Raw genomic sequence first — 14,489 nt, 5'->3', positions numbered from 1 at the left:
TTAACTGAATTTTATTATCCCGTATCGTTCCGAAAATCGGAACTACGCCGTGACCTGCCAGCATCTCGCAACTAATCCAACATAATCATTTCAGCGTTTTCAGGATGATCCAGATCTAACTTAATCAAGCCGATATCATTCCGTTCCAAAGCACCTTGAAAACAAAAAGTATTTCCGATTTTCTGCATCCAGTTTCCGGTGATGCGGGTAGATTCGTGAATATGACCATGCAACGTGAGATAGGGTGATCGGTTCAAGATAAATTCTTTGATAGCAATACTTCCTACGTGCACATCCACAGGAGCATGATCGACAAATATTCTGTCCAGATCGGCTCGATCCAGATCGGTTTGATAGGGTGGAGAATGAAACAGAAATACAGTCCTTGAAAGATCATCTTTAAATAACCGGTCAAGGTCACGTTTTATTGTATTATATCTAAGTTCATGCTTGCCAACTTCGATACTTCGATAACCTTGCTCAGGTGAAATGCAACCAACATCGACGTATCTGGAAACATCATATTTTTCCCAATCTTTATTCATAAAAGGTGTGGGTGGAACATAAGAATATCCAGCAATTCTGAAATTTTGGAATTTAACGATTTTTTCGTTAATATAATTCAACAAATTTTTATCAGAAAGCTTTCTAAGAACGCTTTCTTGTGATTTTGGATCATCGTTGCCCAGTATCACAAAAATTTGCGGGAAGTCCTGTTTCATTTTGTTTTTGATCTTTTGCAGATTAGCACCCAGATAATCAGATAAGAAATTGTGAATTCCAGCAGAAAGAGAAGAGTTTGCAGAGATTCCGGTTAGATCGCCGGTGATGAATACAGCTGCCGGTTTTTGCTTTATAAGCTGCTCGAATAAAAATTCATATTTGGGAATTGAGCCGTGTAAATCGCTGGTGAATAACGCTTTTATCATTTATTCATCTCCAATTTTCTGGCGGCATCGGTTACAGCTCCAATTTTCGCTGCATAACTGGTTTGCTTTTCAATATCATCATCTGTGATGATGTGAACATCAAGAAGACCACCCGTTTTGTAACCTGTTTTCAGATAATTGAAATGATCGAGGCAAATACTCCAGCCTTCCAGCCAGGCTTGCAAATTTGCCATTTGCTGCTTGTTCCCCTTAAAATGAACCAAAATATCTATATCGCTGGCAGGACCTGCATTTGCGTTTTTCACACTTCCAAAAAGGTACATATTTTTTACACCAAGTTTACTGCTGTCGATGCTTTGTGCTAAATATTCTGCAACCTGCAAACGCCAATACCAGTAGTTTTCATCGGTTGATTCAAAATATTCGGGATTATCCTGAGAATTTCGGCGATGATTTCCCGGCTTGCCTACATAAGCGATGGCTTCTTCCAAATCTGCATTCATAAATATTTTCAGGATTTTACCATCAGTTTCTTTGGGAATATCGATAACTTTTACACATTTTTGGATATCTTCGTATTCGGGCAGAATGTTGGGTAGAATGTTGTTGGAAAAACGGAAGAAATTGTTGTTGAAAATATTTTCTTTTTCATCAGGATAGAGTGGGATATAACGAATTTGAGCTTCTACCAGGTCCTGGAAAAAATGCGTTCCAAAAGAAAGATCGGGAACATAATTTCCTTTTTCTCTGGCAATTTCGATGAGAACAGCAGTTTTGTTGATATCCGAGTATGATACATTCACACCCAGTTTTATATCTCCTTTGCTTCCCCAGCGTCCCGGGCCAAGCAGAATAAATTTCTTTTTTGGCAGCAGCAGATTCAGCTTTCCGATGCAACGACCCACACGGCGTAATTCGTCGATGGTTTCCATTTTTGTATAACAGTCCGGATCGACATAAACAATATAATTGATTTCTGGAATATAACCGTTTGAAATGTGTTTATGAGCCGAGAAAATGACATCTTTGGCTGGAATATCCTGTGGGATCGGCTGTGGTTCATCTTCGCTGGAAAAACTTTGCGGACGACATTGGAGCAGATAGATATCATCATTTTTTACGGCCAATTCGATATCGACCGGAGTAGAGAGTTTTGCTTTCAAGATGTCCAGAATTGTCTTTATTTTTTTCATGAAACTTGTGTTATTGATTAGTCCGTTGAAGGTGGGAATCAGATCATCTTTATCGAAATCTATGCTGAAACCAGATTTTTCGGTGAAATAATTGTGTTCGTATACAGAGAAAAGTTTATCATAAAGAGGAAAATCGTCGCGACATTCCTGCAGCAGCTTATCGATCGACATGGTTTCAAATGAATTCGTTTCCAGATTTATCAGATCGATTTCCTTGGGGCTGTATTTCAAGATTTCTTCGGTGGAGGCATTTACTCTGATTCCGGGTTTTCCGGGAGATGCCAGAACAGGATAATCGTTGCTGAGCCGATCTACAGCACGAGTTCCCAAACCTGGAACCAGGCGCAGAAGTCCGTCTTCTCGTTTAATGCGTGATGACCAGCGGAATTCATTGTTGGAAAAAGCAACTCCGGCAAAAGCGGGGAAGAAGTACTTTCCACATTTTTCGCCAACAACTTCCTGAATCAGAATTGCCATCTCTTCTTTAAAATCCAGAAGCCCGCGTTCTTTACGGTATTCGATCGGATCGGGTCCGACGATGGAAGCGTAAACTTCTGCAATTGCATCCTTTAAAGCATTTAACCTTTCCTGCTTGCTGCCCTGATTTGCCAGAAACAGACTTTTGTATTTTCCCGAAAATGCTGCTCCAAAACTATCTTCCAACAGAGAAGAACTGCGCACAATTATCGGCCGATTTCCCAGACCGTCCAGAAGCTGAGAAAGTCCTTTGGCCACTTCATGCGGAAAGTGTGAATTCTTGAACATTTGAATGATGTTTCCATACTCAGCCCGCACAATTTCAATATCTTTATATTTTTGTTCTACAACTTCTTCCAGATTGTTGTAATGCAAAAAGTTGAGCATTGTATCGGATGTAATATACCAGGTTTGCGGCGTTTTGATATTTTTGAAAAATTCATTCTCAGTTTCTCTTTTCAAAATATTGTTGGCGAAAAACAGACCAGTACTTTTTCCGCCCAGTTTTCCATGCGAATTTCCCGAGAAAATGGTGTGCTGCAGAACTTCCTGGAAATCTTCCAGATCGATGTAATTTTTGGCTACATTGATGAATTCCAATTGATTGGTAAAAAGTTTCTGGATCATCAGAACTTTTACGTTTGTGTAGGCATACGGCGAGAATGTGTCTTTGTGGATTTCCTGATTTTGATATCGATAAATAGCATCCTGAATAACGGATAAAGTAGAATCGGGACTTTCCAGAGAAATGGTGAGAAAATTCAATTTATCTTCCTGAATCCATTTGCGGATAAAATCCATCATTTCATTATCGGAAAAATGACTGGCAGCTATTTCAAAGATCTGATCACTCAATTTTATGGTTTCACGGTAATCTTTTTTCTTCAGCGGAGCGTTTATTTCGGAACTCAGTTCCAATTGGGAATTGCGGGTAGTATCTCCAAAACTGGCATAGATCGATTTTACCTCTTCGATTCCCTTCTGGAATAGCAGATTCAAGAGTTTCCTGGCGATTCGCAAAAAGAGTTTTATATCGGTTTTCTGCAGCATATTAACGATTACCTGCCATTCGCTGCGCACATTGTTTTTGATATTTTTTTCTTTGTAGGAACGTACTACCAGGTAAGAAGCCAGAATACTGGCAATGGTATTTAAAAGAGAATATTCTTCTTTCAAAAATGGCTCGTGATGCATTTCCGGAGGAACGTCGGTATAATAAATCCGTAATTCACCAAAGTTTATATTATTTTTATGCAAGGGAGATTTTTGCATGTAAATTGTGTTTTCATGTTTCGACGTTTTGTAAGATTTACCATTGTATTCAATTTCTGCAAAACATTTTTCGGGAAATTGAAATCCATCGGGCAACACGCGCAGTATCTTGTATAAAATATTCTCCAGAGGAGATTCAAAATCGATTAGAATTCCTTCCAGTCCATGAATGCAGTTTAGTTCTTTCTGTCTTTCTTTCAAGCTGTCGAGCAATTGTTTTTCTTTTCTTTTCAATTCATCCATAATGTATCCAAATTTATAACAACCTTATTTATTATTTTTTTAAGATAATTCCTACACTTTTTCTGCCGTCCACCATTATTTTCAAATCATCTGGCAGTCGGACATGTTTCACATATTTTGTTTCATTGATTGTTTTCTGTCGGTCGATCCAATCCCAGTCAAGGTTTTTTGCTTCTTCTTCGTTTACAGAAAAGTAGAACACATTGTGGGCGGTCATATTATGAAAGAAGTGTGCACCCTGGCTGAAATCTGCTCTCATGCTGGGCAGCACTGTTTCCACGATAGCTTTGGCATTGGAAATCTGCGACCATTGAACTGGAATGCCGCACCAGGGATCGCTGGTGCCCCAGCGTCCAAAACCGATCAGCAGATATTTGCGTTTGTTATTGTAAAATAGAGCATTTATCTCTGCTACATCTTTGGCAATTTGCTGGGTATTCTTGATTTCAAATGTGTCGGGTCGAATAAATACGATATCAAAGATATCTTTGCTGATGCCATTTCCCATGGCATTTTTGGAGGAAAGCAATATATCATTAGAATCTATTTCTTTTTCAGGAATTTCAACAGTTTCATTGGAAATGTTTATCGGACGTAATTGCAGAAATCCAAATCTTGGCTCGGGATTCTGCTCCTGCCCGATACTGACTGCAAATTCTATTTCCACTTTATTTCCTGTCTCTTCTTCACAAGCTTGCATGATTTTGTTGATAACAGTATTCAAGGGCAGCATTTCTGCCCGTAGTGTAGGAGCAAAATCCAGAACAGGTGCTCCATAGTTTTGAATTCCCATAATCAAACGATCATTAGCAAAATCGTAAGTAGAACAGATGTTCTTAAGTTGGAATTTATCCTGGATCTCAAAAATGGAGTTTTGCATAAGGTATTCAGTTTCTGCTACCGGATTATGATTATCGATATTTCCCAGATTGATAGTCCAATATTTCTTTTGAGTATTATTAAGGAGATCTTTCATATTATTGAAGGGCTGCGGGGTTCTGGGAAAGCGCGGACAATAACTCCAGCAACTGCTGCCATCTACGATGGTTTTTCCCAAGCCAAATGCCAGAGCTGCGAATCCGGCATCCGGTTTTATACTGTCGGAAGGATAGAAATTGTAGGATTTTAATACACCGGAAATTGCAGGATGAAAATTATTTTCAAATTGATCTCCGATGACTTCCTGAATAATAATTCCCATCTTTTCTTCTTTTATATCACGATTTATGGTGCGGAAATAATCTTTTGATTGCTGAAAGAACAGCGATGCATAAACGAATTTAACAGCATTGATCAGAGCATTGTATTTATCGGTTTGAGTAAATTGATTATTGGCAACCATTTTGGTTTCATACACCCCGGCAAAAGGTTCTTTTAAAGAATCTTCACAAATACTGGAAGAGCGGATAGCCAGAGGTTTTTTTATATTTTCGATAAGATAATACAGATCACCAGCATAAATTCCGCCAAAAGAAGAGTTAATGAAACTGATAGCAATGTCCTCATCAGAAGCATCGGAGAGGGCAATTTCATACAGATCATTGCTTTCCATAAAATCATCAAAAACATCACTCAAAAGAACAGTCGTAGCAGGAATGTTAATCTTCATTCCAGAAATTTCGCCATCAGGAAAATGCTTCTTCAAAATTTCCTGGCTTTGTGCCAGTCCGGTGGCTTTTCCACCCGGCAATCCTGTACCAATGTAATTAAATTCTTCGTTAAAAAATCCCTTTTCTCGACTAAATTCTGTACCGCTTTGCATCATAATTCCTCATATGTTAAAATATTTGTGCTTTTTCAAATTCAGGGCAGATCCTTTTACTTGATCTGCCCTTTTTGTTGAGGATGGGTTCTCTTATATCCAACCTCTGGCAACAGAAGCACGTACCACTCTGTCCACAGAGATCATATAAGCAGCATCACGCATATAAAGTTTCTTATCACGAGCCAGTTTGGAAACTTTGTGATATGCGGTTGTCATTTTGTAATCCAGCTTACCCAGAACTTCATCTTTGCTCCAGAAGTAGTTCATGTTGCATTGCACTTGTTCAAAGTAGCTGCAGGTAACTCCGCCGGCGTTGCACAGGAAATCCGGGATCATGAAAATTCCACGCTGATGCAGAACTTCATCTGCTTCCGGCGTGGTTGGACCGTTTGCACCTTCGGCAATAAGTTTCACTTTATTATTTATTTTATCTACATTATCTATTGTTATCTGATTTTCCAGAGCAGAAGGAACCAGAATGTCGCATTCCACTTCAAGCCATTTATCGCCGGGAAGTACATCATAACCTAATTCTTCAGCTTTCTTTCTATCGATTCCACCGAAACGATCGGTTATGTTCATCAATTCATCCAGATCAATTCCGTCTTTTTTGTAAAATGCGTAGGAAGTCTGATCAATTTGATCCCAGCAGGAAACGCAAAGTGCTGTTCCCCCCAGTTTGTTGTAGAGTTTTATGGCATACTGAGATACATTTCCAAAACCCTGGAAAGAAGCTGTGGTATTTTGCAGTTGGATCTTCATTTCTTTCAAAGCTTCTCTTACTGTGAAAATAACACCGTAACCGGTCGCTTCAGTTCTGCCCAGAGAACCACCAAGACCGACCGGTTTTCCGGTGATCATGCCCGGGAATTTTTGTCCGGTGATTGCTTCAAATTCATCCAGCATCCACAGCATGTGCTGGCCGTTTGTCATCACATCGGGTGCCGGGATATCGCGTAGTGGTCCTACATTCTGGTTTAACTGGCGAACCCAGCCGCGACAGATCTGTTCCTGCTCTCGAGCACTTAAATTATGCGGATCGCAGATCACTCCACCTTTTCCGCCACCCAGCGGAATATCGACTACGGAAGTTTTCCAGGTCATCCACATGGAAAGTGCGCGCACTGTGTCCACAGTTTCCTGCGGGTGAAAACGAATTCCACCCTTGCAGGGACCTAAAGCATCGCTGTGTTGAATGCGAAAACCGCGAAAAACTTTGGATGTTCCGTCATCCATTTTTACAGGAATATTAAAATGATATTCACGCATCGGATTGCGTAAAAGTTCCCGGGCTGCTTCATTTAAATTCAATTTGTCGGCAACAGCATCAAATTGATCCTGTGCCATTTTGAAAGCGTTGAAAGATTTTTCCATCTCATCTCCCTTTTTGCCGAAATCGGCGTTTTTGTTTTACTATTCTGCAATCCCAGTGCCAATTAGAGATTTTTCGCTAAATTTTTTTTAGAAAATCGCATCTTACTGCAATATAAATAAATATAAATTGAAGAGTGAGGAATATTTTAATAAATAAATAAAAATTGATTTGCAGGTAACTTAAAAAATTGGGGAATTTTTCCACAGTTGGGAAAGATTACACAACCACAAACCTTGTGGTGATTTGGTGATTGGGTGATTGGATGATTTGATGAAGTTGGGAAAATGGGAAGATGGGAAGATGGCGGTTTATTATTCTCGTCTTGTATTTCACTCCTACGACTAAAGTCATGGACTGATTTGCAGACTTGCTTCGCAGTGAAGCGTGAAGTGAGAATGCTGTTAAATTTTGTTATTTTCGTATTTCGTTCACGAGTCATGTCTCAGCGAGTTCTTTTTTATGCTTTATTGTGATTGAAACGATGAAGTGACAATAAAGCATTTCTTATTGTCATTTTTTGTTTTATTTGACAAAATAAGTTTCCATATTGTCATTGTCTCATAAAAATGAGAAGGATGTAATAATTATGAAATTAGAAGATTTTAAATCTGGAAAATATACTCAAGAATATAAATACAAAGCTTTTCTGCCAAATAGCATTAATTCCAATTGGATTTGGGAAGATTCAGACATAAATATTCTATTGGATGAAGCCAATAGAAAACTTGGAGAAATTAATGCGTTTTCATACCTGATCCCTGACATCGATATGTTTATAAAAATGCACATTGTAAAAGAAGCTAACACTTCCAGCAAAATTGAAGGTACTAAAACAGAGATTGATGAAGCTGTTATGAAAGAAGATCAAATTTCTCCTGAGAGAAGAGATGATTGGTTAGAAGTACATCAATATATTGAATCTATGAAAAATGCAATTCTAATGTTAGAAAAACTACCTCTATCAAATCGCCTGATAAGAGAAACACATAGAATTTTACTTAGCACAGGAAGAGATGAAAAGAAAACCCCGGGTGAATTCAGAAAAAGCCAGAATTGGATTGGTGGAAGAAATCTTTCCGAAGCTAAATTCATTCCTCCACACAATAAATATTTAAACGATCTGATGGGTGATCTCGAAAAATTTATTAATGAGAATAATAATGTTCCTCATTTAATAAAATTAGCACTAATGCATTATCAATTTGAAACAATTCATCCTTTTTTAGATGGAAATGGGAGAGTAGGAAGGCTGCTTATTACTTTGTATCTGATCGCCAACAATATCTTAACTAAACCAGCTTTGTATTTATCTGACTATCTCGAGAAAAATCGAATCGAATATTATCATTACTTGAATGAAGCCCGAAGCAATAAAATCATACAATGGATAAAATTCTTTCTAAAAGGTATCTCAATTACTTCTGAAAACACAAAACAGACATTTGTAAACATAATTGAATTACAACAAGAAATTACAATATTGAGTCATACTTTTGGCAGTCGATCAGAAAAGATTCTGAAAATTATTAACGTGTTTTATGAAAATCCTATCCTGAGCATAAAGGAATTAGTAATGAAAACTGATATTCCTGATAAAACCATGAGAACATTAATCAATCTAATGATGGAAAAAAATATCGTAAAAGAAATGACTGGTTACAGCAGAAATAAGCTTTTCGTGTTTGATAGATATTTGAAGTTGTTCTAACTAACATCCATCGATCCTACTATAAAAAAACAAATAATTCATTCAAGTTAGAAATTTAATCGAAAGAATTTCTCGCTGCTCTGCATCTGGGTTTTCCAAATTTTCTCCCCTGTATGTGTCGTTTTTGCAAAGCAAAACGTCACTTTGCAAAAGCCTTTTCTTTGAGGGGAGATCCGGCAGTTGCCGGAGAGGGGTAAATAATGAAAATTCGATTTTCAGCTTGCTGAAATAAATTTAGCGAAATACACCTTGTTTCTGCCATGGTGATAGTCAAATTTTAGAATTTTCTTTATTCTTTCAACTTATTATTCAATGTTTTGCGATCGATTTCCAGAATTTCAGCTGCTTTGGTTTTATTATTTCCAGTGTATTCCAGCACGTTCTTAATGTGTTGAATTTCTACTTCCTGCAAGCTGCGTTTTACTTCGCTGCAGCTGTCGATCCTCGATTTCATAAAATCCGGCAGATCAGCTTTTGAGATTTTACCGTCTTCATTCATTATAACAAGCCGGTGCACCAGATTTTCCAATTCACGCACATTTCCCGGCCAGTTATAACGCCCAAAAATTTCTAATACCTCATCATTGAAAACCGGAACTTTTTTATTGAATTCCTCTGCATATTTATTGGCAAAATGATTCGCCAATTGAAAAATATCGGAACCGCGTTCCCGCAAGGGTGGAATTTGAACCGTGAGAACATTCAAACGATAAAACAGGTCTTCGCGGAATTTTTTGATCTGAACCAGTTCAAACAGATCTTTATTGGATGCTACCAGAATGCGGACATCTACTTTTTGACAGCGGTTTGAACCGACCATGTAAACTTCTTTTTCCTGAATAACGCGCAGCATTTTTATTTGCAGCATCATGGAAGTTTCAGAGATCTCATCCAGAAAAATAGTTCCTTTATCTGCACTTTGAAAAAAACCTTCCCGCGTGGTGTGAGCTCCTGTAAAAGCTCCTTTTACATAACCAAAAAGTTCACTTTCCAGCAGAGTTTCTGGAATAGCACCGCAATTGATAGGAACAAAAGGAGCGGCAGCTCGAAAGCCGGCATAATGAATAGCTCTGGCTACCAGTTCCTTGCCGGTTCCGCTTTCACCGGTTATCAAAACTGTACTGTTTATTTGAGATGCTTTTTTGATGGTTTTAAACACTTCCAGCATTTTAGCAGATTTTCCGATTATACCGAATTTCTCGCCAAATCCATCGGAGATCTCACGCTGAAATTCCTGTTTATTGCTCTGTTTTTCTAAAGCTTTTTTCACTGCTGTCAGCAATTCCACATCTGTAAAAGGCTTTGTCAGGTAGTCGTTCGCTCCCAACTTCACAGCATCAACAGCAGAATTTATGGTGGGATAACCGGTTATCACAATTATTTCTGTATTTTTAAAATTTTCGGTAACATGAATGATAACATCCAAACCGCTGATATCAGGCATTTTAAGATCGGTAATAAGAAGGTCTGGTTCGATCTCTTCTAATATCTGTTTGGTCAGATCGAAATTGCTGGCAGTATAGATTTGAAAACCATGAGCAGATAAATTTCGTTTTATCACGTCGCGAGTTACATTGTTATCATCTAAAACTAAAATTCTCTTATTCTTCATTATTTAAAAGTCCTTTTCCGATTGGAAAACTGATCTTGAACTTTGCACCTTTGCCCGGCTGACTGCTAACCGAGATATCTCCGCCATGAGAATAAATGATGCCATGAACCACCGAAAGTCCAAGTCCGGTTCCTTCATTTACTTTTTTGGTTGTAAAAAAAGGATTGAAGATCTGGTTTAGAACGTCTTTTGTCATGCCGATACCATTATCACTGCATTCCAGGAAAGCAGTATTTTCATTTTGATAAGTTTTGATGTTGATAATGCCACCATCCGGCATCGCCTGCAAAGCATTGACGATTAGATTGATGAGAACCTGGTGAATCTGGGAAGAATCGGCATTTATGCTGGGAATGGATTTTTTAAGATCCAGATGGATCTTGACCATGTTTTTTCGGCAGCGTGATTCCAGAAAGAAAACGGCATTATTAACTGATTCGTTCAAATTCAGATCAGTCTGGCTGGAGGGAACCTGTCTGGCGAATAACATTAGTTTTTTAACAACTTCCCGGGCATGCAAACTGGCAGACACAATGTTTTCCAGATCATTGAGAGCTTGTTGATCCAGGCTGTTATTTTTTTCCATCAATTGAGCTAAACCTAAAATACCTGCCAGCGGTTCGTTTATCTCGTGAGCCACTCCAGCTGAAAGCTGTCCCAATGTTGCCAGTCTATCGGCATGAAGCAGCTGCTTTTCCAACTTTCGGCTTTCGTCTTCAGATTTTTTCTTTTCCAGAATTATGCTGAGTTCCTGCGCAATTGTGCGAATAAGTCCTGCTTCTTCCTTCAAAAAAGGGTAGCTGTCTTTCTGTTTAAAATCTTCGGGATAATTCACCTCGACATATCCGACTTTTCTTTTTTGCAGCATGATGTTTGAACGCAGATTGATCGGGCTTTCCTCAAAATCTTTTGTGGCAAAAGTTTCATCGTTGAAGATGATCTTCGCACGTGTTATTTCGGGATATTGCCAGGCAGGTGGAAGTAGATTTACAATTTGATCCAGAAAATCTGGTATAGAAAGGTCATGATCTTCCGCTATCTTGCTTATGCTGTGCAGGCAGCTCAATTCTTTTACACGTTCTATGAGCTGAAATTGACGATAAATTGATTTGAAGATCAAATAAAAAAAATCTTTGATTTCTTCCAGTATTTCCAGTTTTTCATTATTTTCAGTATTTTTGATAATGATAAAACCGTTATCTTGAATCTTTGCAAGGAGATCGTTTTCGTAAGAATAGTTTATTTCTTTCAGAGCAATGTCTGCCAATCTTGAAAAGCGTTCTTCATCGTTCAGATCATTAGTGCGAATATCCCAGAATTCCTCGTTATCATTTAAAAAAGAGCTCCTCAAAAAATATTTGTCGATACGAAGAATAACGATCGTTTCTTTTGCTTTAAGTTTTTTGCCCAGTAACTGATGAAAGTCTTTTATAAATTCCAAATGATCTTTTTCTTGTTTGGAAAGTTGGATCAATTCCTGCAAAAAATAATTTATTTGTTCTATCATTTTTTCCTCTAATAATTTATTCTAGAATTTTTCCCAGGCGGCAGGTTTGTCAACAAAATTGGTTTTGCAATAAATTCAATAATCCAGAAAAGATACTTTAATTTTTTTGAAGCCCATAAATTTTTAACCTGTGAAATCAATTCAATTTCACTGGGTTATTGATGATAAAAATCTGCCAGCAATCCGGCAACTATTCCACCCAGATCGGATTTGTATAAACCATTCCACCTTTTTCTGTTGTCATACTCATTCGGAGATAACCTTTGTTCGATAATACTATTGCCATAGAATTCTCTAATTTACTGAATTTGCGTTCTACCTTTGATGTCAGGTCAGCAATGAATAAGTTTAGTTCAACAATTTCACCAAATTCAGGTGAGGTTTTTGCATCAAATATTAATGCAACACTTCCACTGTGAATTGTAGAGCCGATACGAAATTCCTGCTTGTCTTTTATCAATTTGAAAGATAAAAATGGCCCATTACTAACGATTATATTTTTATTTTGAATTCCTGTAAGCGGCTCGTTTTCAGAGTGATTGAAGGCAGTAAAAAAATTACCGAAAGTTTGCTTGCAGGAGCTGAACAACTTCCAGAAAGGGCTTTTGATCTGACGCATTACATTAAAATTTCCGTGGGCGTCGTTACCAGCAAAAATGTAATATTTTTTATCTTGTAACAACAATTTAGTCCAGCGCTCAATTGAGTTTTGAATATCGTTGATTTCATTACTGTTAATGACCTGCAAAAACTTGATCCCGGCATTTTCATAATCCCTGCTGTGCCACTGACCTCGACGTAAAGTCAGTTTTTGTGCCCGGGGAACATTTTCAAATGGATGAGCTGCAATAAATAGATTGTTTTCGGAGTGCAGCCGCTTTATCATTTTCAGCGAGTTTTGCGGTTTATTCCGGAACCATTTTTCTGCGCTGTCACCGCTGCCGGCAATGAAGTGAGGATGATTGATTGCCAGCAGATGAACGTTTTTATTTTCCCAGTTTCCGATCGAAACTTCTTCACCTGCTATTACTCTGAAATCCTTCTCATCATTTTTTTTACAATTCTGCTGCATTTTTTTCCAGATAGGAAGTTCGGGGTCATTTCTGGTACAATCATTTTCATCATCATCCAGATCGTAAGAATGATCGGTTACGAAAAACCAGTCCAAACCCATTGATTTTGCCATGATTTTAGTAGAAAATATATCAGCTCCAAATTCTACTTGATCGGAAGTGTGAATGCTGTGATAATGAGGATCACCGCAATACCAGTCTTTGGGAAATGGAAGTTCCTTTTCTGCCCAAAAGCAGCGAAAAGGTTTTTTGGCAATAGCGGGATAATTATCATTGATCGCAGTTTTATTTCTTCCCTTGATCTGGTAATTGATCTCTACAGAAATATTCAACCATTGATCGGTTTTAAATTTACTGATATCAACATAAAAAATCTTGGAAAAATATTTGTTATTTAGTTTCAGATCAAGCTCGATCTTTCCGGTTTCTTCTCGACTTTTTCCTATGATCAGAATATTAGCGGATTTTAGTTTTACAGGAAAAATATTTGCATCTTTTACGATCAGTAAAATTGGTATTTTTGAACTTCTTTCTTGGATGCAGCGACGGGGAAGATCTGCAATTATTTCCGGTTCTTTTCGAAAGTATCTGGGATAAAGAAATTTTAGGTGATAATGAATTTCTGCATATCCCACAAGAATAGGAATGCTAATAAAATTTGTAAGTAATTTATCGATAAATTCCATTGTTATGAAAAAACCTTCCAAGCTTGTACAACCTGGAAGGTTTTGCAAAATTTTTACAAAATTTTAGGGAAGCCAGTTTGGATCAAATACGTTTTTGGAAATCTTGTCGTCTCCCACGTTCCATGGTCCATTGGGAAGGTAATAAAATATTTTCGCGCCCTCTTTTCCGAAATTCTGATTTGTGATCGCTACTACTGAACTGTCTGTTACAGCGTAATCAAATAAGAATATTCCATCAGTAGTTTCCAGTTCATCTTGAACATTCAAAAGATCGTCTCCTCCCACACTTCCGTCTTCTTGAATTTTAAGAACGTTATGTTCAAAAATATAATAGCCGTTGGCAGGGTCTTCTTTGAATGCTACATCGGCGCGAGCAATGATCTGAATATTTTTTACAGCTTCTTTCAATTTTCCTTTGATTATCCGATCATTTCTTAATGGTATCGTAAGAGTAAAAACAATTCCAACTACCATGATGATCATTAAAAGCTCTATTAAAGAGAATTTGTTCTTTCTTTCAACGTTTTTATTTTCTGCCATTTTTCCTCCAAAAATCTTCTGGTAAAGAATCTTATGCTGTTGCCTGTTGTCAAATTTTTTTTGAAAACTTTAAATATAGCGGAAAATCCTTTACAATTAATATGTCAAAAAATTTGTTTACTCGTTATTTATAATTGATTTTCTTATA

General features: G+C 37.6%; 9 protein-coding genes. 1 reads left to right on the top strand and 8 read right to left on the bottom strand.

Annotated features, from left to right (window positions below):
• Window positions 1-71: 71 nt before the first annotated feature.
• The 4 genes from K9N40_00405 to K9N40_00390 form a co-directional block, all read right to left on the bottom strand.
• A complete protein-coding gene (locus K9N40_00405) occupies window positions 72-929 on the bottom strand; it encodes a metallophosphoesterase (GenBank protein MCF7812922.1) in 858 nt (285 codons plus the stop codon).
• A complete protein-coding gene (locus K9N40_00400; protein MCF7812921.1) occupies window positions 926-4,075 on the bottom strand; it encodes a nucleotidyltransferase domain-containing protein in 3,150 nt (1,049 codons plus the stop codon). Before K9N40_00400 ends, K9N40_00405 begins: the two co-directional genes overlap by 4 nt.
• Window positions 4,076-4,106: 31 nt before the next feature.
• Window positions 4,107-5,837 carry a PEP/pyruvate-binding domain-containing protein gene (locus K9N40_00395; protein ID MCF7812920.1) on the bottom strand — a complete coding sequence of 577 codons (1,731 nt, stop codon included), beginning with the start codon at window positions 5,835-5,837 and terminating at the stop codon, window positions 4,107-4,109.
• A gap of 93 nt (window positions 5,838-5,930) precedes the next feature.
• Entirely contained in the window at window positions 5,931-7,214 is a 1,284-nt protein-coding gene (locus K9N40_00390) for a Glu/Leu/Phe/Val dehydrogenase (GenBank protein MCF7812919.1), read from the bottom strand.
• Window positions 7,215-7,801: 587 nt separating this feature from the next.
• Here K9N40_00390 and K9N40_00385 point away from each other — a divergent pair.
• Window positions 7,802-8,923 (top strand): Fic family protein, encoded by a 1,122-nt coding sequence (locus tag K9N40_00385; GenBank protein MCF7812918.1) that lies wholly within the window; start codon window positions 7,802-7,804, stop codon window positions 8,921-8,923.
• A 289-nt stretch (window positions 8,924-9,212) separates the two neighbouring features.
• Here the strand turns inward: K9N40_00385 and K9N40_00380 are convergent, their stop codons facing one another.
• The 4 genes from K9N40_00380 to K9N40_00365 all read right to left on the bottom strand — a co-directional run bounded on the left by K9N40_00380 (window position 9,213) and on the right by K9N40_00365 (window position 14,341).
• On the bottom strand, window positions 9,213-10,535 hold the full coding sequence (locus K9N40_00380) for a sigma-54 dependent transcriptional regulator (protein ID MCF7812917.1): 1,323 nt from the start codon (window positions 10,533-10,535) through the stop codon (window positions 9,213-9,215).
• Complete coding sequence (locus K9N40_00375; GenBank protein MCF7812916.1) at window positions 10,525-12,042, bottom strand: PAS domain-containing sensor histidine kinase; 1,518 nt, start codon at window positions 12,040-12,042, stop codon at window positions 10,525-10,527. The genes K9N40_00380 and K9N40_00375 overlap by 11 nt, the downstream gene beginning before the upstream one ends.
• A gap of 190 nt (window positions 12,043-12,232) precedes the next feature.
• Window positions 12,233-13,801, bottom strand: a complete 1,569-nt coding sequence (locus K9N40_00370) for a CehA/McbA family metallohydrolase (GenBank protein MCF7812915.1) — start codon at window positions 13,799-13,801, stop codon at window positions 12,233-12,235.
• Between the two features lie 63 nt (window positions 13,802-13,864).
• Window positions 13,865-14,341: a hypothetical protein gene (locus K9N40_00365; protein MCF7812914.1), complete on the bottom strand. Its 477-nt coding sequence runs from the start codon at window positions 14,339-14,341 to the stop codon at window positions 13,865-13,867.
• Window positions 14,342-14,489: the final 148 nt, after the last annotated feature.

The sequence above is a fragment of the Candidatus Cloacimonadota bacterium genome (genome assembly GCA_021734245.1).
Classification (GTDB): domain Bacteria; phylum Cloacimonadota; class Cloacimonadia; order Cloacimonadales; family TCS61; genus B137-G9.
Note: the sequence above shows the minus strand (reverse complement) of the source record. Positions and strands in the feature narration are given on the sequence as shown.

What these genes read in the sequence shown, in the direction of transcription:
- K9N40_00390 (MCF7812919.1), bottom strand. Translation starts at nt 7,214, where the DNA reads ATGGAAAAATCTTTCAACGCTTTCAAAATGGCACAGGATCAATTTGAT.
- K9N40_00365 (MCF7812914.1), bottom strand. Translation starts at nt 14,341, where the DNA reads ATGGCAGAAAATAAAAACGTTGAAAGAAAGAACAAATTCTCTTTAATA.
- K9N40_00385 (MCF7812918.1), top strand. Translation starts at nt 7,802, where the DNA reads ATGAAATTAGAAGATTTTAAATCTGGAAAATATACTCAAGAATATAAA.
- K9N40_00405 (MCF7812922.1), bottom strand. Translation starts at nt 929, where the DNA reads ATGATAAAAGCGTTATTCACCAGCGATTTACACGGCTCAATTCCCAAA.
- K9N40_00370 (MCF7812915.1), bottom strand. Translation starts at nt 13,801, where the DNA reads ATGGAATTTATCGATAAATTACTTACAAATTTTATTAGCATTCCTATT.
- K9N40_00375 (MCF7812916.1), bottom strand. Translation starts at nt 12,042, where the DNA reads ATGATAGAACAAATAAATTATTTTTTGCAGGAATTGATCCAACTTTCC.
- K9N40_00400 (MCF7812921.1), bottom strand. Translation starts at nt 4,075, where the DNA reads ATGGATGAATTGAAAAGAAAAGAAAAACAATTGCTCGACAGCTTGAAA.
- K9N40_00380 (MCF7812917.1), bottom strand. Translation starts at nt 10,535, where the DNA reads ATGAAGAATAAGAGAATTTTAGTTTTAGATGATAACAATGTAACTCGC.
- K9N40_00395 (MCF7812920.1), bottom strand. Translation starts at nt 5,837, where the DNA reads ATGCAAAGCGGTACAGAATTTAGTCGAGAAAAGGGATTTTTTAACGAA.